The organism is Bacillus sp. AM1(2019) (assembly GCF_009906915.1).
In the GTDB taxonomy this organism is placed as follows: domain Bacteria; phylum Bacillota; class Bacilli; order Bacillales; family Bacillaceae; genus Bacillus; species Bacillus velezensis.
On sequence record NZ_CP047644.1, the window covers coordinates 1,876,223 to 1,900,991 of the forward strand.

Genomic DNA, 24,769 nt, shown 5'->3' on the forward strand with positions numbered 1-24,769 from the left:
TTTTTATTTCTCTCTTTAAAACCCGCCGGATGTGTGGTATACGCCCTGCGGGTTTGGTATGATAGTACTACTGCCCAATACGACACAGAAAGGAACATCCATTTGAACGAACAGGAAGGAAAAAAAGAAACGGTCATTTTGGTCGGCTGCCAGCTTCCGCACATGACAGATGAGCACTTTGAACATTCCATGGAAGAGCTTGCTTCATTGACAAAAACGGCTGACGGAACGGTGCTGACCCGGATTACGCAAAAACGGAACAGAGCGGATGCCGCTACATATATAGGCAAGGGGAAAGTAGACGAGCTGAAGGCGCTGTGTGAAGAGCTTGAAGCGGATCTGGTCATTTTTAATGATGAACTGTCACCGAGCCAGCTTAAATCACTCGCCACTGCAATTGAAGCGAAGATCATCGACCGCACGCAGCTTATTTTGGATATTTTCGCAAAAAGGGCGAAGACGAGAGAAGGAAAGCTTCAGATCGAATTGGCCCAGCTTCAATACGCGCTGCCGCGTCTGAGCGGACAAGGAATCAATCTCTCAAGACAAGGCGGCGGAATCGGGACGAGAGGGCCCGGTGAGACAAAGCTTGAAACAGACCGGCGCCACATTAGAAACCGCATACACGAAATTAACGTGCAGCTTTCAACGGTTATCCGCCACAGAAGCCGTTATCGGGAGAGACGAAAAAAGAACGGCGTGCTTCAGGCTGCACTCGTCGGGTATACCAATGCCGGAAAATCAACATGGTTCAATCAATTAACGAGCTCAGACAGCTATGAAGAAGATCTGCTGTTTGCAACACTTGATCCGATGACGAGAAAGATGGCGCTCCCAAGCGGCTACAGCGTCCTTTTGTCTGATACGGTCGGCTTCATTCAGGATCTGCCGACGACGCTGATTGCCGCTTTCCGCTCAACGCTTGAGGAAGTGAAGGAAGCAGACTTGATCATTCATGTCATTGATTCATCCAATGAAGATTATGCCGGACATGAACAGACGGTCCTCGGTCTGTTAAAAGAGCTTGAGGCAGATGATATTCCGGTGCTGACCGCTTATAACAAACGTGATGAGACACTTCCTGACTTCATCCCGACAGCGGGAGAAGGCCACATCATGATCAGCGCCAGAATCGCCGGGGATGAAGCAAAACTAAAAGCGGAAATCGAATCTTATTTGCGCCGGGAGCTGATGACGCCGTATGAAGTTCATGTGCCTGCCGCCGAAGGCAAATTGATGTCACGCATCAAATCAGAGACCATGATCGACAGCCTTTATTTTAATGAAGAAAATGAACGCTACGAAGTCTCAGGTTATGTACAGGAAGAACAAAGCATACTCGGAGAACTGAAGAAATTCATGTAAGGAAGGTATACACAACATGTTTGACACACTGACCCACGGCGCTCTTTTACAAAAAACCGCCGAAGAAACAGAAGCGGAAATCTCCGCCGTTCATAAAAGAATAGAAGAAATCAGTGAACGGAATGAATGGAGAGTCCTGCAAAGCTACAGAAAACATAAAGTAAGCGATACGCATTTTACGCCTTCAACCGGATACGGTTATGACGATATCGGACGAGATACACTGGAGAAGATCTATGCTGATGTGTTCGGAGGAGAGGCGGGACTCGTGCGGCCTCAAATCATTTCCGGAACGCATGCGATTTCAATCGCGCTTTTCGGTGTGCTGAGACCCGGGGACGAATTGCTTTATATTACAGGCAAGCCTTACGATACACTTGAGGAAATCGTCGGAGTAAGAGGCGGGGAGTATTCAGGCTCGCTTAAGGAATTTCAAATCGGATACAATGCAGTCGATTTAACATCAGAAGGCAGAGTGGACTTTGAAGCGGTCCGGGCTGCAATCCGGCCGAATACAAAAGTGATCGGCATCCAGCGTTCAAAAGGATATGCGAATCGTCCGTCTTTCAGAATAAATGAAATTGAAGAGATGATTCGTTTCGTAAAGGAAATCAAAGAAGATGTCATTGTTTTTGTGGACAATTGCTACGGAGAATTTGCAGAAGAGCGGGAACCCTGCCACGTCGGAGCGGATCTTATGGCCGGCTCCCTGATTAAAAACCCGGGCGGCGGCCTTGCTAAAACGGGCGGCTATCTTGTAGGGAAAGCCAAGTGGATTGAGGCCTGCTCTTACCGGATGACCTCCCCGGGAATCGGAAGTGAAGCCGGGGCTTCGCTTTATTCACTGCAGGAAATGTATCAAGGTTTCTTTCTCGCTCCGCATGTAGTGGCGCAAAGCTTGAAGGGAGCGGTATTTACCGCCCGTTTTCTTGAAAAGCTCGGCTTTACGTCAAACCCTGCATGGAATGCGCCGAGAACGGATCTGATTCAATCAGTTGAGTTTCAGGACCCTGAAAAGATGATCGCTTTTTGCCAGGCGATACAATATGCTTCACCGATTAATGCGCATGTGACGCCTTATCCGAGCTATATGCCGGGATATGAAGACGATGTCATTATGGCAGCGGGCACTTTCGTACAGGGAGCAAGCATTGAATTATCAGCAGATGGACCTATCAGACCGCCTTATGTTGCGTATGTCCAAGGAGGATTAACCTACGCGCACGTGAAAAATGCGATTTGCAGCGCCGTAAATGCTTTAATGGAAAAAGAACTGATCTAGGCCGTTTGCAATTTTCAAAGAATTTGATGTTAAGATTCCTCACATTGTGTTGACACAAAATATAACATCACCTATAATGAGACTAAGATAAGAAAAGGAGGAAATTGAGATGAGTGATAACATTCGCCGCTCAATGCCTTTATTTCCAATTGGGATTGTCATGCAGTTAACAGAACTTTCTGCCCGGCAAATTCGATATTATGAGGAAAATGGATTGATATTTCCAGCGAGAAGCGAAGGAAATAGACGATTATTTTCATTCCATGATGTAGATAAACTGTTAGAAATTAAAAATCTGATTGAACAAGGCGTCAATATGGCGGGGATCAAACAAATTCTGGATAAGGCATCTGCCGAACCGGAAGAAAAATCCGAAAAAACCGCCAAACCGATGAAGCACGATCTGTCTGATGACGAACTCAGAAAGCTTCTGAAAAACGAACTGATGCAGGCAGGCCGTTTCCAGCGGGGAAATACTTTCCGCCAAGGTGACATGTCCCGATTCTTTCATTAATCCGTTAGCAACTGTTTTGCTATATACATTTACCTTTTAGAGGAGGAGTTTTACGAAATGGCAAAGTACACAAGAGAAGACATCGTAAAATTAGTAAATGAGGAAAACGTAAAGTATATCCGCCTTCAATTCACAGACATTCTCGGAACGATTAAAAACGTGGAAATTCCTGTGAGCCAGCTTGAAAAAGCACTTGATAATAAATGCATGTTCGACGGTTCTTCCATCGAAGGTTTCGTCCGTATCGAAGAGTCTGATATGTACTTATATCCTGATCTGAACACATTTGTAATCTTCCCATGGACGGCTGAAAAAGGTAAAGTAGCACGCTTCATCTGTGACATTTACAATCCGGACGGCACGCCGTTCGAAGGTGACCCGCGTAACAACCTCAAACGGATTCTGAAAGAAATGAAAGAACTCGGTTTCAGCGATTTCAATCTTGGACCTGAGCCTGAATTCTTCCTGTTTAAATTAGATGAAAAAGGCGAACCGACGCTTGAATTGAACGATAAAGGCGGATACTTCGACCTGGCTCCGACTGACTTGGGAGAAAACTGCCGCCGCGATATCGTGCTTGAGCTTGAAGAAATGGGCTTTGAAATCGAAGCATCTCACCATGAAGTTGCTCCGGGTCAGCACGAAATCGATTTTAAATATGCCGGTGCCATCCGTTCTTGTGACGACATCCAAACTTTCAAACTGGTTGTCAAAACGATCGCCCGCAAACACGGTCTGCATGCGACATTCATGCCAAAACCGCTGTTCGGCGTAAACGGTTCCGGTATGCACTGCAACCTATCACTCTTTAAAGATAGCGTTAACGCATTCTTTGATAAAGACGCTGATCTTCAGCTGAGTGAAACAGCAAAACATTTCATTGCCGGTATCGTAAAACACGCGACAAGCTTTACGGCTGTTACAAACCCGACAGTGAACTCTTACAAACGCCTTGTTCCGGGCTATGAAGCACCTTGCTACGTGGCATGGAGCGCGCAAAACAGAAGCCCGCTGATCCGTATCCCGGCTTCCCGCGGCATCAGCACGCGTGTTGAAGTCCGCAGCGTAGACCCGGCGGCAAACCCGTACCTGGCGTTAAGCGTATTGCTTGCAGCAGGCCTTGACGGAATCAAAAACAAACTTGAAGCACCGGCTCCGATTGACCGCAACATCTACGTCATGAGCAAAGAAGAGCGCATGGAAAACGGCATCGTAGATCTTCCGGCGACACTGGCGGAAGCTCTCGACGAATTCAAATCAAACGAAGTCATGGTTGCGGCGCTCGGTGAGCACCTGTTCGAACACTTCATCGAAGCAAAAGAAATCGAATGGGATATGTTCCGCACACAGGTTCATCCGTGGGAGCGCGAACAATACATGTCTCAGTATTAATCTCTCAATCCCTTGGCACTATTGGTGTCAGGGGATTTTTTGGTTTTGGTCATAAGATTAAAAGAACAACATTTTTGGTCCTTGACCAAAATATGACCAAAAAAATTGAAGTTATGAATCTAACTCCATAATTGAGGACACGTATTTATTGTAATCCCTTATTCGGTTTAGGATGAAGGCTAAATGAAGCCAATTATGTTCTAAAAAATTGAACCGGCCATTTTTATTTTCAAAAAGCAGAAGCAGGAAATTCATCAATTTTTATACGAAGTAAACTATAAGGTTTCTGTCGTAAGTCCTTTCCATAATGAAATCTAGCCTGCCGATGTAATTGGTTCACGATGACATATAAGTATTCATCCGGACCAATCGAAAAAGTATCCGGCCATAAAATTCTCGGATCATGTGCGATGGTTTCCATTGTGCCATTCGGCAGCATCTTTCGAATACTATTGTTCTCATAATCTCCGGCATAAATGGCTCCTTTTGCATCTGTAATCATTCCATCAGACGCGCCTTTTTCTCCCCAATACGCCACATGATAAAGTAAATCCATGTCCGGTATATTTCTATCTCTCAGGGCTTCTGTTGAGATCGAGAACAGATGACGGCTGGTCAGTGGACAAAAAAATAATACCTTTCCGTCAGGAGAAATCGCAATACCGTCGGATGCCAGCCTAAATGGGGAAGTTAAACCATCCCTGTTACGATTCATCAAAATTTTGCCTTCTACTTTCGGTATAAAATAGGAATCCGGTGAAGTTGGATTTGCTCCATTTAACCGTCTAAATGCGTTTCCGGTTTCTAAATCCACGACGATAATCGCTCCTGGTCCTTTGGAAGAAGAATCCGTTATATAGGCATAACCTGCAGTTCCAACACGAAAATCAAATCGGACATCATTCAGGTAAGTTGTTGGAAGGACAACATCTTCTGTAAAGGTATAAACTCTGCTGATTGTATTGGTTTTTAAATCAACAGCGACTAATTTTGCCCCGCCTTTAATTGGTTCAGAAAAATTGGGTGCCGCCGTATCTAGTACCCAAAGCGTTCCTCTTCCATCAGTAACTACACTTTGGACACTGATGAAAGTCATTTTGATATTCTCAGGGTTAACCAAATTGGTTTGTAAATCAGGATAAGGCTGCAATTTATCCCCAACTATCTCCGCCACCGTAAATTTAACATCGTCTCCCCATTTCGGAAAACAAATGAAAATACGACCAGTTTCTGAAACAGTAACACCGGTAGGCATAGCTCCATAAAATGCATAAACCAGTTCTAAATCCCCAAAATATTTTTCAAAAGGCAGCATAGGTTTCATAATATCCTCCTCAACCAATTAAACGGGATATCACTTATATATGATTCGCATTTTTTCAAGTGCATGTTTCTTAATAAGTTTTTCTAAACAAAAGATGATGGAAGTGCTTATCATGTAATAAGTCAGTCAGGTGACACAGGGGGATTTTTACTTAACGTCTGTCGAAGCAGTCGGCAATTACAACATGGTATGTCCTTTGGTCGGTTTTAAATTCTCTGAAAAAAGAGTTGAAAAAGCAGAAAAGATTTTATAATATGAAATCAAGTTAGTTTGTTCGATCAACAAACTAATAAAACCACTTTAATTGTCCATCATGTAAAGGTCTTAAATGGGAGGGGGATAAGAGGCTCGATTTAATTGGAGGTATATAAAAAGCGAAAGCCAAGCTTTTATCCTGTTCACTGCTATCTGATCACCATTTGGATGTTGAAAATGCTCTGTGAAAGTAAACCGCTGTCATTTTTTGAAAGCGCTTTTATATGCCGCTCACTGGCCGATAAAATTGAAGAAATGTTATACCATTTCATCATGTTCCTTATGTAAAGGATCGAAAAGGGGAGGAAATCATGCTCAGTGAAAATGTAAAGAAGATCAGCATGGTTGAAAAAGTTGGATATGCGTCTGGAGATTTTGCATGTAATTTAATTTATGCAACAGTGTCTACGTATCTTTTGTTCTTCTATACAGATGTTTTTGGTTTATCGGCAGCAGCAGCCGGTACGATGTTTTTAGTGGTTAGAATCATCGACGCTCTCGCTGATCCTTTTATCGGAACAATAGTTGACAGAACAAATAGCAGGTTTGGCCGCTTTAGACCGTATCTTTTATTCGGAGCTTTTCCCTTTGTCATATTGGCAATACTCTGTTTTACAACCCCGGATTTTTCGGATATGGGGAAATTAATATATGCCTATATCACCTATGTCGGCTTATCGCTTACATACACAATGATAAACGTGCCATATGGCGCGTTAACATCTGCAATGACCAGAAATAATCAAGAAGTTGTTAGTATAACGTCTGTCCGTATGTTATTTGCGAATCTTGGGGGACTTGTCGTTGCATTTTTTGTTCCCTTACTGGCTGCTTATTTAAGCGATACTTCCGGCAGCGAATCTCTTGGCTGGCAGCTAACCATGGGTATTATGGGAGTTATAGGCGGGTGCCTTTTAATCTTTTGTTTTAAAAGCACAAAAGAGCGTGTCACGCTTCAAAAATCCGAAGAAAAAATTAAATTTTCGGATATATTTGAGCAATTTCGTGTTAATCGGCCTCTAGTTGTATTAAGTATTTTCTTTATTATTATTTTTGGAGTGAATTCAATCAGTAATTCGGTTGGCATCTATTACGTAACGTATAATTTAGAAAGAGCGGATTTGGTGAAGTGGTACGGTTTGTTGGGAAGTTTGCCTGCTTTGGTCATTTTACCGTTTATTCCAAAGCTTCATCAATTATTAGGGAAGAAGAAATTACTAAACTATGCATTATTACTGAATATGATCGGCCTCTTAGCTTTACTTTTCGTTCCGTCAAGTAATGTATTCCTCATACTTTCCTTTCGATTACTGGCCGCTGCCGGAAGTCTCACTGCCGGGGGATATATGTGGGCGCTTATTCCTGAAACAATAGAATATGGAGAGTATAAGACCGGGAAAAGAATGGGCGGTCTCATATACGCTATTATCGGATTTTTCTTTAAATTCGGCATGGCCTTGGGAGGGGTTGTACCGGGTTTGGTTCTAGATCAGTTTGGATATGTGGCAAATCAGGTGCAAACGCCGGAGGCATTGACGGGAATTTTAATTACAACAACCATTATTCCCGTGTTCTTACTGGTTCTGGCCATGATTGATATTAATTTCTATAACTTAGATGAGAAAAAATATAAAAGCATGGTTCGAGAATTAGAGAATAGAGACAAAGATTATTTGGATCATATTGACGATTTCAATGCTTAAAACATGATGAGTCAACAGAAAATAGCTGAGGAGGAGTTCAAAATGAAGATTATCAATCCAGTACTTAAAGGATTCAACCCCGATCCGAGTATTTGCAGGGTTGGAGAGGATTATTATATCGCTGTATCTACATTTGAGTGGTTTCCGGGAGTCCAGATACACCACTCAAAAGATTTAGTCAATTGGCACTTAGTTGCACATCCATTACAGAGAGTATCGCAATTAGACATGAAAGGAAATCCTAATTCAGGCGGGGTCTGGGCGCCATGTTTAAGTTACAGTGACGGAAAGTTTTGGCTGATCTATACGGATGTTAAGGTCGTAGATGGCGCCTGGAAAGATTGCCACAATTATTTAGTGACTTGTGACACGATTAATGGTGAATGGGGGGAGCCGATACCATTAAACAGCTCGGGTTTTGATGCTTCTTTATTCCATGATACGGATGGGAAAAAATATTTATTAAATATGTTATGGGATCAGCGTATTGATCGGCACTCCTTTGGAGGCATTGTCATGCAGGAATATTCTGATGAGGAGCAAAAACTAATCGGTAAACCGAAAGTGATATTTAAAGGAACCGAAAGAAAGCTGACAGAAGCGCCGCACCTTTACCGTATCGGGAACTATTATTATTTATTAACCGCAGAAGGAGGAACGCGGTTCGAACATGCTGCTACAATTGCCCGTTCTGCAAATATTGAAGGCCCATATGAAGTTCATCCTGATAATCCAATCTTAACGTCATGGCATGCGCCGGAAAATCCGCTGCAAAAATGCGGACATGCATCCATTGTACAAACACATACAGGTGAGTGGTATTTAGCTCATTTAACGGGACGTCCCATTCATCCGGACAATGATTCAATTTTTCAGCAGAGAGGATATTGTCCTCTGGGCAGAGAAACAGCTATTCAAAAGCTCTATTGGAAAGATGGCTGGCCTTATGTAGCAGGCGGAAAAGAAGGGAGCTTGGAGGTGGATGCGCCTTCTATACCTGAAACAATGTTTGAAGACACGTATCCGGAAGTTGATGAATTTGAGGATGCAACATTAAATATTAATTTTCAAACGTTAAGAATTCCGTTTACGGAGAAATTAGGATCATTAACTCAAGTGCCAAATCATTTACGATTATACGGCCATGAATCCTTAACTTCGACATTTACTCAGGCATTTGTAGCCAGACGCTGGCAAAGTCTCCATTTTGAAGCCGAAACTGCTGTTGCGTTTTATCCGGAAAATTTTCAACAAGCCGCTGGATTGGTGAACTATTACAATACAGAGAACTGGACGGCTCTTCAAGTCACGTATGATGAAGATCTTGGCCGTATTCTTGAATTAACGATATGTGATAACTTCTCTTTTTCACAACCGTTAAAAAATAAAATTGTGATTCCTCGTGAAGTCAAGTATGTCTATTTAAAAGTGAATATTGAAAACGAAAAATATTATTATTTCTATTCATTTAACAACGAAGATTGGCACAAAATTGACATTGCATTGGAATCGAAAAAATTATCAGATGATTACATCCGCGGCGGGGGATTCTTTACAGGAGCTTTTGTAGGGATGCAATGCCAAGATACGAGCGGTAATCATATTCCGGCCGACTTCAGATATTTCCGTTATAAAGAAAAATAATTAGCACATGAAAAAGGAGATTTCTATTTTAGAACTCCTTTTTCATATTAGAAGGTGCCTATGTCAGTATTGATTCAGAAATACTCATAGAATAAAAAAACCCATCTTTAAAGATGAGCGTAAACATAGAAGTATGTACATTTCAGTTATGAACCATGTCGAGAAAATGATCAATCACAATAGAGGACATTCCTAAAGCGGGTGCATTTTTTCCTAGGATAGATGGTAATAATTCATAGCTATTGTCTAAATGGGAATAAACCCTGGATGACACTTCACTTTTAATTGAATGTAAAACCATAGGATGCGATTCAATGATGCTGTTTCTTAAAATGATGGCTTGCGGATTAAATGTATTTAGAATATTGGTCAGGCCTATTCCTAAATAGAAACCAAAATTTTGTAATGCCTGTAAAGTTCCAACATCATTCAGATGGGCGAGGTCTATGATATCTTGGCTGGACACTTTTTTCTCTTTCGTCTGAAGAGATGTTAATAAAGCCTTCTCTGAAGCATACAATTCCCAGCAGCCTCGGTTTCCGCAGCTGCATTTAGGACCCTTAAAGTCTATTGTCATATGTCCCATTTCTCCAGAGAATCCGCCAACCCCTCTATATAAATGATTGTTGATTATAACGCCGATCCCTATTCCTGTACCGATACTTGCATAAATCATGTTATCGTGATTTTTTGCAGCTCCAAATACTTTCTCTCCATATGCGCCGGCATTTGCCTCATTTTCAATAAAAACGGGCACATTGAACTTCTCTCGGATGAAAGATTTTAAGTCAATATCTCTCCAGTTGGCGTTCGGAGTGAAAACAATTTTTTGATTTTTGTCAATCAGCCCGGGCACGCAAATACCTATACCAATAAGCCCGTACGGAGATTGGGGCATATGCGTAATAAAGTGATGAATCATCTCAATTAAAATATCTTTAGTGATTTCTGGAGAATTGCATTCCAAACGATGGTGTTGATCAAGGACGATCGTCCCTTCAAGATCTGTTAAAATGCCATTAACATAATCCACGCCAACATCTATTCCTACGGAGTATCCTGCTTTTTTATTAAAAACAAGCATGACAGGTCTTCTGCCGCCGCTGGATTGTCCCTGACCTATTTCAAATACGAGGTTTTCTTTCATTAATGTGTTTACCTGTGACGAAACAGTTGATTTATTTAATCCGGTCATTTCAGATAATTTTGCTCTTGAAATAGGAGAATTCTTAAGTATTTCGTTTAGTAATAACTTTTGGTTAACTTTTTTGACAAAGGCTTGATCAGCGATATCCACTTCATCCACTCCATTTGTATAATCTTTAAATTAAGTTGAACGTTCTGTGTTATCGTGCGAAACGCAGTACATAGCGAATCCAACCTTTATTATATCTAATGTGTTCGTAAAAAACTAAAAAAAATATTGAAAATACTGATGAGGTTATATAAGATGAAAATAAGTTAGTTTGTTTAGGCAACAAACTAAAGTATAACATGACATAAAAGCATTTGTATTTGAATGATCATGTTTAGAATTTATTTTTAAGGGGGAAATCACACATGGCTCACTCTCATTCCGGTTCAGTCAACTATTTTGAAAGCGTAAACAAAGTGATTTACGAAGGGAAAGAATCCACGAATCCTTTAGCATTTAAATACTATAATTCTCAAGAAGTAATTGGCGGAAAAACGATGAAAGAGCATTTGCGATTTTCTATTGCCTATTGGCATACATTTACCGCTGACGGAACAGACATTTTTGGCGCAGCTACGATGCAGAGACCGTGGGATCACTATAAAGGCATGGATCTGGCGAGAGCGAGGGTAGATGCAGCGTTTGAGCTGTTTGAAAAACTGGATGCGCCATTTTTTGCTTTTCATGACCGGGATATCGCACCTGAAGGAAGTACGTTAAAAGAGACAAATCAAAATCTGGATATAATCGTGGACATGATAAAAGACTACATGAGAACCAGCGGCGTTAAGTTATTATGGAATACTGCAAACATGTTTACGAATCCCCGTTTCGTCCATGGTGCGGCGACTTCTTGTAATGCAGATGTATTTGCGTATGCCGCAGCCCAAGTAAAAAAAGGATTAGAAACAGCAAAAGAGCTTGGCGCGGAGAACTATGTATTTTGGGGCGGACGTGAAGGGTACGAAACTTTGTTAAATACCGATTTAAAATTTGAGCTTGATAATATGGCCAGATTTATGCATATGGCAGTGGATTATGCGAAGGAAATCGGGTATACAGGGCAGTTTTTGATTGAACCAAAACCAAAAGAGCCGACCACCCATCAATATGATACGGACGCAGCAACAACCATTGCCTTTTTAAAGCAATATGGCTTAGACAATCATTTTAAATTAAATCTCGAAGCCAACCATGCCACATTAGCCGGGCATACATTCGAACATGAATTACGCATGGCGAGAGTGCATGGTCTGCTTGGCTCTGTTGACGCGAATCAGGGTGATCCCCTTTTAGGCTGGGACACAGATGAATTTCCGACAGATTTATATTCTGCGACATTAGCAATGTACGAAATCCTGCAAAATGGCGGTCTTGGAAGCGGCGGATTAAACTTTGACGCAAAGGTCAGAAGATCTTCTTTTGAGCCTGATGATTTACTATATGCCCATGTTGCAGGGATGGATACATTTGCAAGAGGGTTGAAAGCCGCCCACAAATTAATCGAAGATCGTGTGTTTGAAGATGTGATTCAACACCGTTACCGCAGTTTTACTGAAGGGATTGGTCTTGAAATTGCAGAAGGAAGAGCTGATTTTAAGACACTTGAGCAATATGCGCTGAACAATCAGCCAATTAAAAACGAATCAGGGAGACAGGAGCGGTTAAAAGCGATATTAAACCAATACATTTTACAGGTATAATGAAAAAAGAAGCTCCAGATCCCGCTGTAAAAAGATGCAGGCAGCCAAGTTCCCGGAATTGCCCGTCATGAAGTTACTGTTATGGCGGGTCATTTCAATGGGGATCTATTTAGAGAGGAAGGAGTGAAAAAATGAAGTATGTCATTGGAATAGATCTTGGAACGAGTGCCGTTAAAACCATTTTAGTCAATCAAAACGGCAAGGTTTGTGCAGAAACGTCCAAAAGTTACCCGCTCATCCAAGAGAAGGCGGGATATAGTGAGCAAAATCCTGAAGACTGGGTGCAGCATACAATTGAAGCATTGGCTGAATTGATTTCGATATCCAACGTTCAAGCCGGGGATATTGACGGGATTAGCTATTCAGGACAAATGCATGGGTTAGTACTGCTTGACCAAGATCGGCGGGTGCTGCGTCATGCGATTCTTTGGAATGATACCAGAACGACGCCTCAATGTAGCAGGATAACCGAGACATTTGGCGATCATCTGCTTGATATCACAAAAAACCGTGTTCTTGAAGGGTTTACATTACCTAAAATGTTATGGGTGAAGGAACATGAGCCTGAACTTTTTAACAAAACCGCTGTTTTTTTGCTTCCGAAAGACTATGTGAGATTCCGCATGACTGGCGCCATTCACACCGAATACTCCGATGCGGCGGGAACGTTACTTTTACATATGACCCGCAAAGAGTGGAGCGATGAGATTTGCAATCAATTTGGTATTTCAGCGGAAATTTGTCCTCCGCTTGTTGAATCCCATGACTGTGTAGGATCGCTGCTTCCGAGCGTTGCGGCGAAGACAGGGCTGTTGGAAAAAACAAAAGTGTACGCCGGGGGAGCAGATAATGCTTGCGGTGCTGTCGGAGCCGGTATTCTTTCTTCCGGAAAAACGTTATGCAGCATTGGGACGTCAGGAGTCATACTTTCCTGTGAGGAAGACAAAGAAAGAGATTTTAAAGGGAAAGTGCACTTTTTTAATCATGGAAAGAAGGATTCTTTTTATACGATGGGGGTCACGCTCGCTGCAGGGTACAGCTTGGACTGGTTTAAAAAAACGTTTGCGCCAAACGAATCGTTTGAACAATTATTGCGGGGAGTGGAATCTGTTCCGATAGGAGCAAATGGACTGCTGTACACTCCTTACTTAGTCGGTGAAAGAACGCCGCATGCTGATTCATCTATTCGGGGAAGCTTGATCGGAATGGACGGAGCCCATAAAAGAGAGCACTTTTTGAGGGCGATAATGGAAGGCATCACATTCTCTTTATATGAATCAATTGAGCTATTCCGCGAAGCGGGAAAATCAGTTGATACGGTTGTCTCTATTGGCGGGGGAGCTAAAAATGAAACGTGGCTTCAAATGCAAGCTGATATTTTCAATACGAGGGTGGTTAAGTTAGAGAATGAACAAGGTCCCGCCATGGGGGCTGCGATGTTAGCTGCCTTCGGAAGCGGGTGGTTTGACTCTCTTGAAGAATGTGCAGAGCAGTTCATTCATGAAGCAGCTGCATTTTATCCAAAAGAACAAAATGTTCGAAAATATAAAACACTATTCGAGTTGTATAAGAACATTTACGTTCACACAAAAGATCTCAATACAGCTTTAAAGAGCTTTAGACAAAAATGAAGAAAGAACCTCGCCAAATTGGCCAGGTTCTTTTTATATTGCACAAAAACAGACACGGTGATATAATCAAAACACGTGCGCTTTCTGTGTGAAAAGTCATAGATATCCATCTTATATTATGATTATATCATGCTGAAAAGCTCTTGTCAAATTTTTTTGAAGGGGAGATATAGAATGAGTTCTTTGGTTCTCGGCATTCACGAAATTGAAAAAACACAGCCTTTGCTCGTTGGAGGAAAAGGGTTACATTTAGGGGAATTATCAAAAATTCAAGGAATACAAGTACCGGAAGGATTTTGTGTCACAACCGCAGGATATCAAAAAGCCATTGAACAAAATGAAACATTACAAGCGCTGTTGGATCAACTGACCATGCTGAAAGTGGAGAATCGGGATCAAATTGGTGAAGTCAGCAAAAAAATCCGGCAAACCATTATGGAAACAGAAATTCCTTCAGATGTAGTCAAAGCAGTTGCTTGCCATCTCTCCCGGTTCGGCGAAGAACATGCCTATGCCGTACGTTCCAGTGCGACAGCTGAGGATTTACCGCATGCCTCTTTTGCCGGTCAACAAGACACCTATTTAAATATTACCGGCGTCGATGCGATCTTGAAGCATATCAGTAAATGTTGGGCGTCTCTATTTACGGATCGCGCGGTCATTTACCGTATGCAAAATGGATTTGATCACAGCCAAGTTTATTTATCCGTTATCATCCAAAGGATGGTGTTCCCTCAGGCTTCGGGAATTTTATTTACCGCTGATCCGATAACCGGAAACCGAAAGCTGCTATCCATCGATGCCGGTTTTGGACTTGGTGAAGCACTTGTCTCCGGCTTAGTCTCTGCCGATTGTTATAAAGTACAGGACGGGCAAATCGTCGATAAGAGAATAGAAACTAAAAAATTGGCTATCTATGGACGAAAAGAAGGCGGAACAGAAACACAGGAGATCGCTCTTGATCAGCAAAAGATTCAAACACTGACTGATGAACAAATTTTACAGCTGGCACGTATCGGGAGACAGATCGAAGCTCATTTCGGCCAGCCGCAAGATATCGAATGGTGTTTGGACCGCGATACTTTTTATATTGTTCAAAGTCGTCCGATCACAACGTTATACCCCGTTCCTGAAGCGAACGATCAAGAAAATCACGTCTATATCTCTGTTGGTCATCAGCAAATGATGACGGATCCCATAAAACCCCTTGGATTGTCTTTTTTTCTGTTGACGACTGCTGCACCCATGCGTAAAGCCGGCGGAAGGCTATTCGTTGATGTCACACATCAACTGGCATCTCCTAATGTCAGAGAAGTTTTCTTAAAAGGCATGGGGCAGCACGATCCGCTCTTAAAAGACGCACTTATGACCATAATAGAGCGAGATGATTTCATTAAGCCGATACCTGATAAAACGGCACCGATTCCCGGCAAAGGCAATGCAGATATGCCGGAACAAGCTGAAAACGATCCGGCAATTGTTTCTGATTTGATTAAGAGCAGTCAGGCATCGATAGAAGAGTTAAAACAAAACATCCAGACGAAATCAGGATCTGATTTATTTCGTTTTATTTTGGAAGATATCCAGGAATTAAAGAAGATTCTATTTAACCCGAAAAGTTCGGTGTTGATTCGAACTGCAATGGATGCTTCATCATGGATTAACGAAAAAATGAACGAGTGGTTAGGTGAAAAAAACGCAGCAGATACGCTTTCTCAATCTGTATCCCATAATATTACCTCAGAAATGGGGCTTGCGCTATTAGACGTCGCTGATGTGATCCGCCCTTATCCAGAAGTAATTGCCTATTTAGAGAATGTAAAAGATGATCACTTTTTGGATGGGCTGGTGACGTTTGAAGGCGGGCGGGAAACCCGTGACGCTATCTATGCTTATCTCAGCAAGTACGGAATGCGATGTGCCGGAGAAATTGATATGACAAGAACTCGATGGAGCGAAAAACCAACTGCACTTGTCCCTATGATTCTTAATAATCTCAAAAACTTTGAGCCAAATGCCAGCCAGCGGAAATTTGAGCAAGGGCGGCAGGAGGCGTTGAAGAAAGAACAAGAGTTATTAGACCGATTGAAGCAATTACCGGATGGTGAACAAAAAGCCAAAGAAACCAACCGAATGATCCGCATCATCCGGAACTTCAGCGGGTTCAGAGAATATCCAAAATACGGCATGATCAGCCGCTACTTCGTTTATAAGCAGGCTTTACTGAAAGAAGCCGAACAACTCGCAGAAGCGGGCGTTATTCATGAAAAAGAAGACATATACTATCTCACTTTTGAAGAACTTCAGGAAGTCGTACGCACAAATAAATTGGATTACCAAATCATCAGCACACGAAAAGGCGAGTATAAAGTATATGAAAAACTAGCTCCGCCGCGTGTTATCACGTCTGACGGTGAAATCATTACAGGCGAGTACAAACGAGAAAACCTCCCGGCCGGAGCGATTGCAGGGCTGCCCGTTTCCTCGGGAGTCATAGAGGGGCGGGCACGGGTTATTTTAAACATGGAAGATGCCGATTTGGAAGATGGAGATATATTAGTTACCTCCTATACTGATCCCAGCTGGACGCCATTGTTTGTATCCATAAAAGGCCTGGTCACTGAAGTTGGCGGACTGATGACCCATGGAGCGGTTATCGCGCGTGAATACGGCTTACCTGCAGTTGTTGGAGTTGAAAATGCAACCCAATTGATAAAAGATGGGCAGCGAATCCGCGTTCATGGAACAGAAGGCTCTATTGAAATATTATAATAGCGGGGGTGTGCAGCACGTCACTAGATATTTCCTGCATTTTACTAAGAAAGACCGGAACCTCTTAGAGGAGGAATCCGGTTTTTTTTATGTGAAAATGACTTAATGTGTGAACACCGCATTTTGTGGGTGAACCCTTTTTATATGAGTGTGGAAGGCCGCTAAGATACCAAACAAAAAGATTCAGTGACTAAATCTAACAAATGACAATTTTATAAAGGTGAGTAATATCCTTTTTAAGTTCACAACATCTGTAATCCTGATGAATTAAAAACGCCTTAGTAACAACTATTTAGGGGCTATGTTCATGAACAAGTCTTTATTCAAAACAAAATGACATTTTGGGTTAAGGGAGTTAAAGATGAAGATAAGTCTGGTGTCTTTGAAAGAGAAAAGTCTGCAGAAGATACAACGGGGCCATCATCAAACATGCTGAGTGCTAAGTGTTGGACTGGAAATGTATCAGATTGTTTAGGCGATAAGAATATTAGCCAATGGGCAATCACTGGTTTAGCTATTTTATATGGAACTGCTTACGAATTGTTGATTTTCGGAATCGTTTTTAAAGAATAGATCAATGCTTTTTGGATTGTTCGCCTCATCCTTCATAGCGGCAATATTGGCGCAGGCAGGGGAGGAAACTCTCCCGCTTACCAGAATAAAAATAAAAAATGTTTATCTTAGATGGATTTTTTCAAAAAGTAAAAACGCCATAAAACTTCTTATGGCGTCTGTCCGAACTAAGGGATGCAATGTTTGGGAGACGAATATAAATCGTCAATGTGCTAGAAAAGGAATGCAGCACCTACAATGATTAACAAAATGAACAGCACAACGATCAATACGAAAGAGCTTCCACCGTAATTTCCACCGTAGTTCCCCATATTATTGCCACCTCCTGTTGTTAGGATAGTACATAATATGCCGGACGATAAATTTCGACATAGATTTAAGTCTAAATAAGAAAAAATGGATGTTATGTCTAAAATGAAGAGCTTCTAAGAATATGAAATAATGGGAAGTTAACTGAAAGAGAGAAATGGATGGGACGGTTTGCTGTTTAAAGAGGAGGGATATGGCCAAACACGCAATAAAACTGTGTATGAAATTGGTGATCATGAAGTTACTTCATCATGCAGAGCCACATACGAAGAGGTACAGGGAAATTATAGTTAACGAAAATATTCATCATTTCCCGGGCAAGCGCAGTATACGACAAATCAAAACAAATCACAAAGGGACGGAAGGTACGATACAAGGAGGCTGCTTGCGGGTTTGTGATGTAGATAAAGTTATAGGCAACGATGACCGGGGCGGCTGCGGATCAACTGAAACGAAGTATATTCCCAAGCAAAGGAGTATTTCTTTAACGTGAAACTTTTATAAAGCATTAACGTATTACTTTTATAAAGGTAAGTAAGGAGGCTTCTGAATGGGATTAAAAAATTTCTTTAATACTGAGTTAAAATGCTCTATCTGCGGAAAAACATTAAAATCAGGGGATGAGATAACAGCTTATCTTACACTTCCGAGTGAGAAGAAGATGCCTGTGGGGAGAATGGACAAAGTGTTAAGCAAACACTCTGATAAGGTCTGCTGTAAAAAGTGCAGTGAGTAGGTTTTTAGTGTTATGAGGAACCTCTGGCGGGTTTCCTCATAACAAATATCAACCAATTAAATTAGAAAAAAGCGAAATTGTGATGATTAAAGTAGATAAAGAACTGAGGGATACCAAAGGGATTATTTTTCGTTTACTTTGCTTTTTTGAAGGTTTGTTTAGCTCGTGGATCACTGCACCCCATAAAAGCATGGATGCTAAAATGATAAGACTCATATGTAACAACACTCCTTTGTTTGTTTTTATAAATTTTACCATATATATATCACAAGGATGTCGATTGAACGAACATCTCTATAAAAACAAGATTTTTATCTAAAATTGTTGAGAGATTCAGTGAACTATTATGTAGATTAAATTGGGCCTCAAATTACTCAGTGAAGATGAAGCTGTATACATAAGCAAAGGTTCAACAGGCGTTTTATTTTATATCAGATGAAGCAATAGAAGGGTTTATCGGTGTCGCAAAGTATAAAGCATATGGTAATTCGCGTATTATGCGGTTAGGTGAAAAAATTAAGCTTTCTGCGTGGTATCTTGAAGTGACAGGAGGTGAGCGGCATAAATGTGTCAGAGCAAAAAGAGCACTTCCAATTCTAATAAGGAAAGGAATTGAGAATTGAAATTAGAACGTTTGTTATCAATCATATTCAAGCTCTTACATAATGAAATTTTATCTGCTTCCAGTTTAGCTGATGAATTTCAAGTATCAACGCGGACAATTTATAGAGACATCGAAGCGATTTGTGCAGCTGGAATACCAGTCGTTTCATACCAAGGGGCTAACGGCGGTTTTGGGATAATGAGAGGATACAAATTTGATAAAAGTTTAATCGGTTCTCATGATGTATTGAATTTAATTACAGTATTAAGCAGTTTGTCGAGTGTTTTTGAAGATAAGGAAGTTGAACACACGATAGATAGATTAAAATCTCTGGATACAAGCGAAAGCAGCAGGACTTTGTATGTTAACTTGGAAAGCCTTAGAACAGAACCGAATTCATTAATCCGGCTGCGAAAAGCTATACAGGAAAAAAAGGCAGTACGCTTTGATTATGTCAGTAATAAAAATGAATTTACATCACGTGAAGTAGAACCTATCCACCTTCATTATAAGTTTCGTAATTGGTATGTATATGGCTTCTGCAGAGAACGTCAAGATGATAGAGAATTTAGAGTATCACGTATGATGAATATAACGCTTACTCAAGAAGAGTTTTTGCGCAGTCACAAAGTGAAAGATGAACCATCTTATTCAGAATCCGACCTGGGAGGGTTTGCGGATGTAGTCATTTGGGTTAATCCTAATTCCATAGCTAAAGTAATAGATCAATTTCAGAACGCTTCAAAAGTCATGAACAGAGATGGAAGTATGACGTTTACAATCTCTGTGTATCGGCCTCAGCATGCCGGATGGCTTAAATCAATTCTTTTGAGCTTTGGCAGTGGCGCTAAAATTATAAAACCGGTGGAACTGCAATCAATTTTAATAGATGAAGCTGAAAAAATAATGAAAATTTATAAAGATGTATGACAATCTGCTGTCATATATCTTTTTTTATAATCACAAGTATCAACTTTAAAGGAGAGATGTTAAATGAACCATGTGAAAAACATGTATCAGTACCATGTTTGGGCGAATAAAGCGTTATTAGAAAGAATAAAGGAATTACCAAGTAATGTCCTTTATGAAGAGGTTCACAGTTCATATCCTACAATTGCTCAAACGTTCAGTCACATTTGCGCGGTGGATGTTATGTGGCTGCAAGTACTTAAAGGAATAGACATGCAGGAAGCATTGGAAGGTTCTATGGCTTATGCAGAAAAGGCTCATTTATATTCTGCAGATGAATTTGCGGCGTCTTATGAAGAACTGGCTTCACAGTTTGAAGAATGGATGAATAGCCAAACAGATTTAGAACAAAAAATGATCTTAAATAATCCTTGGTTAGGTTACAGAGAAACTGCTTACTCAGAAATTTTATTCCATGTTGCCAATCACGGAACTTATCATCGGGGCAGCATAACAACTATGTTAAGACAGCAGGGCTACGCTTCGACAATGAATGACCTTGTATTATATTGGTATCAGGATTAGTTCAGAGAATACTTGCAAAATGAATGACCGCCGAATGGTCTGTAAAGTTTCTTTCCTGAACTAAAATGCCAAAGTCTCATTCAGTCTGGGTGGGGCGCTGAGCAAGAATCGAGATCAAAGGCTGCCGTATCATTCCCGGCAGCCTTAATGATTAGGAAGTAAAATCGATAACCATGCGGCCGGTCACTTTACCTTGCTCCATTTCTTCAAAAATATCATTCACATCTTCGATCGGGCGTTTTGTCACTTTAGGTACAACTTTACCGTCTGCAGCAAATTGAAAAGCTTCCTTCAAATCTTCTCTGGTACCTACTAATGAACCTACTACCTGAATCCCATCTAACACGAGACGGGGAATATCTAAATCCATTTTGTCCACCGGTAAACCGACAGCGACTACACGGGCTCCTGCTTTTACAACATCAATCGCTTGATTGAAAGGGGTTTTAGAGACAGCCGTGATGACCACAGCATCAAGCCCTGAATCGTTAGTCACTTCTTTTGCTTTAGCGACGGGGTCTTCGTTTAAACTGTTTACAACCGCATCAGCGCCTAAGCTCTTAGCAAAATGCAATTTTTCATCGCTAATGTCGAAAGCAATCACTTTAGCGTTAAAGACGTTTTTTGCATATTGAACAGCCAAGTTGCCTAAACCGCCGACTCCAAATACACCGATCCATTGACCTGGTTTAATTTCACTGACTTTAACCGCTTTATAAGTTGTTACACCTGCACAAGTAATGCTGCTTGCTGCTGCAGGATCTAAATTTTCCGGCACCTTTATTGCATAATCAACCGCTACGATTGCTTCTTCAGCCATTGCGCCGTCAACTGTATAGCCGGCATTTTTTACATCCCGGCACAAGGTTTCACGGCCAGTTAAGCAATATTCACAGCAGCCGCAGCTTTCAAACATCCAGGCAATAGAGACGCGGTCGCCCTTTTTCAGGCTTGTTACACCTTCACCGATCTCAGTTACAATGCCGATTCCCTCATGACCTAAAGTGACGCCAGTAACATCCCCGAAATCAGCATTTTTAACATGTAAGTCAGTATGACATACACCGCAGTATTCCATCTTAACTTTGGCTTCACCATGTCGCAAAGGACGTAATTCTTTTTGTACGATCGCTATACTTTTGTCTTTTGTTGCTACTACTGCTTTCAAATCATACACCCCTTTCAAATATTAGCAGAAAATTTTTACTTATCTTACAATTTAACATACCGCTCTTATTTTGAAAACCCTTACATTTTGCGGATAAGTGTCTCTACAAAAATTGAGGGAGCTGTGCAGGGAGGATTCTATTGATGATTTGTCATCTCCAAATGCACAGAATTTACATATATACATGAATAGATACGTTTTCAAAGGAGGCCTTTTTTTGAGCGATAAAAAGCTGACGGAAGATAAATTTGACAATCACCGGCTCACTAAGTTTTTGCCCATATCAGCCCTAACCCTGTTACATCATTTAATCCGGTTCAAAGACACCCTAAAATCGATAAAACTTCGTTCATAAGTCCGTTTTCCAGCGTGAAAGGAGACGTGAGAATAAAGGACAATGTTTAAGTAACGTCAAATGCAGCTATTCGTGCGATTGGTTCAAATCAAGACGGAGTCATTTTACATGGTTTGTTAACACAATTTGTTTCAGTCAAAGATAAGGCATATTTCATTTATATCGGAAACAATGTAAGTGTCGGACATGATGCTCTCATTCATGGCCCTAAAGCTTCGCGAATGAGCCTAAAAGCGGCTCTTTTATAATTCACCTTTAACGCTTTAATGGAGAAATGCAGCACTCATGGTTCTGCTGGATAAGACAACTTTTCTTATACAATTAAACATCTTGCAAGTTACTTATTTTTACTTAACTGTTGGAAATCGTCTTTCTATCTGAGATAATAAAAATCATATTGATTGATACATGGGGGAGTAAGGATGGGCCGTTTTTATCAAGCAGCAGGCAAACCATTTTACAAACAATTCCTCAAGCGGTTTTTAAAATCAGTGCTTTGGATAAACGCTGTAAGAAAGACTCTCTGTTTAAATAAACGAGGTGAAAATCAATGAATGGTATAGAATTCTTAGAATCTGTGTCGCGACTTGGACAACTCATTTTGGTGTTTTCCTGCTACGCCGTTTATTGGAAATTGGGTAAAACGAAAAGGGAGCGAAGACTTACAAAATTCGAAGCTTTGCTTAGGTTCTTTGTAATGTTTGGTCTATCTGCATGGGGGCTGTCGTTTCTTGCTTTGAATTTGTGGTCATAATCTTTCTGCCGATATTTGAGCTTAAACTGCAGAGAATTATACTGGCAGGATATGATTTTACCCTTAGTGAAAAGAATTTCACGGGTAATCATTTGAACTTGAGCGCGGCTGATAAGGTGAATGGTGATGCAAACAGAAATCATTACTTATTGATCACAAAAGGAGCCGGCTGCGGAGATGTGTGGATTAAAGGCTTTTACGGATTCGAACACGATGAACCGGATGCAGATTGGTGAGCGATACACAGTCAAGGTATTTCCTTGACCTTTTTTAATGGCAATAAAATTTCTGGATATTAAGATAGTGAATTGATGATCTGCCAAAAAACATAGATCTTTTAAAGTGATGGATATATATTGATTTTAAACAGTAGGAAAAAATGAGAAATGTATTTTGATAAAAAGCAGGTGAACTATATGGAAGCAGCGTCTTGGAGCAAAAGTCAAAGCTGTACCTACACATTGGCTTTTTCAAGTTTGTCGTATGGTTTGATCTTCGGACTATATATGTTTGTATACTCGGGTTTTGTGCCATTTGCATTGGTTACTGTGGTTATCATTGCTTTTTACGCATTCATTACTTACCTTTTGTTTGCTGTTCCTGTGCAACTATGGCTAAGAAAGAAGCCTAAAAAGTTTAGTTTGGTTCATCTTTTCATTTATACAGCAGTCGCTTTTTTAGCTGTGTTCTTGTTCTGGTACATAGATAATCCGCTAATTGATTTCTCAGTTTTCAGAACTTTCATTTATTACATAATGAGCATTGTTGCTGCGTTCATATATTGGTTCTGGGACTCTATATTTCTGAGAATTTACAATACTCCCCAGAAGTAAAGCTGATGTTCTAAAAAAAACCGACTAGCGCCATGCCCAGTCTGCATTGTTCAAATTGAAATTCATGTGATGAATCCAGAAAGCGGGTGAGGAAAAATGGAATACATTGAGTTGACTAGGGACAATATTGATGACAATCATATTTGCTGTGCATTAGGTACGAAACAATATGAGGATGCGGTAAATGAAAAGAAGAGCTGGCTCAAAGATCGGATGAGTGATGGCTTGGTGTTCTATCGCCTAAACGAACGGGCAAAAGTTTTTATTGAATATTTACCTGCAGAAGAAGCGTGGGTTCCGGTAAGCGCACCTAATTTTATGTTTATTAATTGTCTTTGGGTCTCAGGTAAATATAAGAATAACGGACATGCCAAACACTTGTTAGAAAAATGTGTGTCAGATGCAAAATCCCGCGGTATGGATGGGATAGTTCATATAGTGGGGAAGAAAAAACTCCCTTATTTAAGTGATAAGCATTTCTTTGAACATATGGGATTTGCTGTGCAAGATGAAGCAGAACCCTATTTTCAGTTGATGTCACTGACGTGGAATAAACATGCACATCCTTCTGTATTTAAAAAACAGGTGAAAAGTAATTCCGTTAATGATGAGGGAATCAAAATATTTTATACAGCTCAATGCCCATTTGCAGTCGGATTGTTAAAGGATGTAAAGGAACTGACTGAAAAGAAAGGACTACATTTTCAGGCCCGGCGAATAACGACAAAAGATATGGCGCAAAAATCCCCGGCAGTTTGGACGACTTTCAGCGTGTTTTATAATGGGACATTTCTCACTCATGAGATGATGAGCGTGAATAAGTTTGAAAAAATACTCAATAGTTTAATTTAACGATCTTAAGAATAACTTCGAGGGAAATGAATGCTGTAATGACCTTTACTGCGCTGTTAGCTGTTTATGGCATAAATAATATTGGGTTGTCACATATGAAGGCATCTAGGTGTACTCGTTATCTCACTTCCCTGCATTTAAGACTGGGATCCATACTCTTTATAACCATCAGCCGGTGCATTTTCCCTGATTTGACTTGCGGGAGAAAACATCAGTTTGATGGTTATTTTTATGAACGGAGAAAGTTCAACGCAACAAAAAAGAAGTTCTTCAGGCATTATATCCTATGGTGAAATTTAGACAGAAAGAAG

Annotated in this window: 21 protein-coding genes; 17 read left to right on the plus strand and 4 right to left on the minus strand. The window is 40.8% G+C overall.

Annotated features, from left to right (window positions below):
- The first annotated feature begins 102 nt into the window (after nt 1-102).
- From hflX to glnA, 4 genes are all read left to right on the plus strand, one after another.
- Entirely contained in the window at nt 103-1,365 is a 1,263-nt protein-coding gene (hflX, locus tag GNE05_RS09215; RefSeq protein ID WP_014417838.1) for a GTPase HflX, read from the plus strand.
- A 16-nt stretch (nt 1,366-1,381) separates the two neighbouring features.
- Nucleotides 1,382-2,647 (plus strand): methionine gamma-lyase family protein, encoded by a 1,266-nt coding sequence (locus tag GNE05_RS09220; protein WP_014417839.1) that lies wholly within the window; start codon nt 1,382-1,384, stop codon nt 2,645-2,647.
- A gap of 109 nt (nt 2,648-2,756) precedes the next feature.
- On the plus strand, nt 2,757-3,161 hold the full coding sequence (gene glnR / locus GNE05_RS09225) for a transcriptional repressor GlnR (protein ID WP_007611631.1): 405 nt from the start codon (nt 2,757-2,759) through the stop codon (nt 3,159-3,161).
- 57 nt (nt 3,162-3,218) lie between these two features.
- Nucleotides 3,219-4,553 (plus strand): type I glutamate--ammonia ligase, encoded by a 1,335-nt coding sequence (gene glnA / locus GNE05_RS09230; RefSeq protein ID WP_007410365.1) that lies wholly within the window; start codon nt 3,219-3,221, stop codon nt 4,551-4,553.
- A 229-nt stretch (nt 4,554-4,782) separates the two neighbouring features.
- Here glnA and GNE05_RS09235 read toward each other — a convergent pair whose 3' ends face one another.
- On the minus strand, nt 4,783-5,877 hold the full coding sequence (locus GNE05_RS09235; protein ID WP_160182687.1) for an L-dopachrome tautomerase-related protein: 1,095 nt from the start codon (nt 5,875-5,877) through the stop codon (nt 4,783-4,785).
- Nucleotides 5,878-6,443: 566 nt separating this feature from the next.
- Here GNE05_RS09235 and GNE05_RS09240 point away from each other — a divergent pair.
- Nucleotides 6,444-7,835 carry an MFS transporter gene (locus GNE05_RS09240; protein ID WP_160182688.1) on the plus strand — a complete coding sequence of 464 codons (1,392 nt, stop codon included), beginning with the start codon at nt 6,444-6,446 and terminating at the stop codon, nt 7,833-7,835.
- Between the two features lie 42 nt (nt 7,836-7,877).
- Nucleotides 7,878-9,479 carry a xylan 1,4-beta-xylosidase gene (gene xynB, locus GNE05_RS09245; protein ID WP_017417838.1) on the plus strand — a complete coding sequence of 534 codons (1,602 nt, stop codon included), beginning with the start codon at nt 7,878-7,880 and terminating at the stop codon, nt 9,477-9,479.
- A 142-nt stretch (nt 9,480-9,621) separates the two neighbouring features.
- Here xynB and xylR read toward each other — a convergent pair whose 3' ends face one another.
- A complete protein-coding gene (xylR, locus tag GNE05_RS09250; protein WP_160182689.1) occupies nt 9,622-10,776 on the minus strand; it encodes a transcriptional repressor XylR in 1,155 nt (384 codons plus the stop codon).
- A gap of 263 nt (nt 10,777-11,039) precedes the next feature.
- Here xylR and xylA point away from each other — a divergent pair, with 263 nt between their 5' ends.
- The 3 genes from xylA to ppsA all read left to right on the plus strand — a co-directional run bounded on the left by xylA (nt 11,040) and on the right by ppsA (nt 16,780).
- Entirely contained in the window at nt 11,040-12,377 is a 1,338-nt protein-coding gene (gene xylA / locus GNE05_RS09255; RefSeq protein ID WP_017417840.1) for a xylose isomerase, read from the plus strand.
- 131 nt (nt 12,378-12,508) lie between these two features.
- Complete coding sequence (xylB, locus tag GNE05_RS09260) at nt 12,509-14,008, plus strand: xylulokinase (RefSeq protein WP_160182690.1); 1,500 nt, start codon at nt 12,509-12,511, stop codon at nt 14,006-14,008.
- 174 nt (nt 14,009-14,182) lie between these two features.
- Nucleotides 14,183-16,780 carry a phosphoenolpyruvate synthase gene (ppsA, locus tag GNE05_RS09265; RefSeq protein ID WP_160182691.1) on the plus strand — a complete coding sequence of 866 codons (2,598 nt, stop codon included), beginning with the start codon at nt 14,183-14,185 and terminating at the stop codon, nt 16,778-16,780.
- Nucleotides 16,781-17,565: 785 nt separating this feature from the next.
- On the opposite strand, the gene GNE05_RS09270 is transcribed toward ppsA, so the two are convergent.
- Entirely contained in the window at nt 17,566-17,664 is a 99-nt protein-coding gene (locus GNE05_RS09270; RefSeq protein WP_003154037.1) for a YjcZ family sporulation protein, read from the minus strand.
- A 191-nt stretch (nt 17,665-17,855) separates the two neighbouring features.
- Between GNE05_RS09270 and GNE05_RS09275 the strand changes: the two genes are divergently transcribed.
- From GNE05_RS09275 to GNE05_RS09290, 4 genes are all read left to right on the plus strand, one after another.
- Nucleotides 17,856-18,155: a hypothetical protein gene (locus tag GNE05_RS09275; RefSeq protein WP_021493435.1), complete on the plus strand. Its 300-nt coding sequence runs from the start codon at nt 17,856-17,858 to the stop codon at nt 18,153-18,155.
- Nucleotides 18,156-18,212: 57 nt separating this feature from the next.
- A complete protein-coding gene (locus GNE05_RS09280) occupies nt 18,213-18,398 on the plus strand; it encodes a hypothetical protein (RefSeq protein WP_003154035.1) in 186 nt (61 codons plus the stop codon).
- A 619-nt stretch (nt 18,399-19,017) separates the two neighbouring features.
- The gene (locus GNE05_RS09285) at nt 19,018-19,932 is read left to right on the plus strand and encodes a helix-turn-helix transcriptional regulator (RefSeq protein ID WP_061862229.1); all 915 of its coding nucleotides are present in this window, start codon (nt 19,018-19,020) and stop codon (nt 19,930-19,932) included.
- Nucleotides 19,933-19,995: 63 nt separating this feature from the next.
- Nucleotides 19,996-20,496 (plus strand): DinB family protein, encoded by a 501-nt coding sequence (locus GNE05_RS09290; protein ID WP_061862230.1) that lies wholly within the window; start codon nt 19,996-19,998, stop codon nt 20,494-20,496.
- A gap of 151 nt (nt 20,497-20,647) precedes the next feature.
- On the opposite strand, the gene adhP is transcribed toward GNE05_RS09290, so the two are convergent.
- The gene (gene adhP, locus GNE05_RS09295) at nt 20,648-21,664 is read right to left on the minus strand and encodes an alcohol dehydrogenase AdhP (RefSeq protein ID WP_061862231.1); all 1,017 of its coding nucleotides are present in this window, start codon (nt 21,662-21,664) and stop codon (nt 20,648-20,650) included.
- Nucleotides 21,665-22,569: 905 nt separating this feature from the next.
- Here adhP and GNE05_RS21235 point away from each other — a divergent pair.
- The 4 genes from GNE05_RS21235 to GNE05_RS09310 all read left to right on the plus strand — a co-directional run bounded on the left by GNE05_RS21235 (nt 22,570) and on the right by GNE05_RS09310 (nt 24,458).
- Nucleotides 22,570-22,773 carry a hypothetical protein gene (locus GNE05_RS21235; protein WP_017417852.1) on the plus strand — a complete coding sequence of 68 codons (204 nt, stop codon included), beginning with the start codon at nt 22,570-22,572 and terminating at the stop codon, nt 22,771-22,773.
- A gap of 92 nt (nt 22,774-22,865) precedes the next feature.
- Nucleotides 22,866-23,009: a hypothetical protein gene (locus tag GNE05_RS21240; RefSeq protein ID WP_007611678.1), complete on the plus strand. Its 144-nt coding sequence runs from the start codon at nt 22,866-22,868 to the stop codon at nt 23,007-23,009.
- Nucleotides 23,010-23,189: 180 nt separating this feature from the next.
- Complete coding sequence (locus GNE05_RS09305) at nt 23,190-23,606, plus strand: UPF0715 family protein (protein ID WP_022553298.1); 417 nt, start codon at nt 23,190-23,192, stop codon at nt 23,604-23,606.
- A 96-nt stretch (nt 23,607-23,702) separates the two neighbouring features.
- Nucleotides 23,703-24,458, plus strand: a complete 756-nt coding sequence (locus tag GNE05_RS09310) for an N-acetyltransferase (RefSeq protein WP_022553297.1) — start codon at nt 23,703-23,705, stop codon at nt 24,456-24,458.
- Nucleotides 24,459-24,769: the final 311 nt, after the last annotated feature.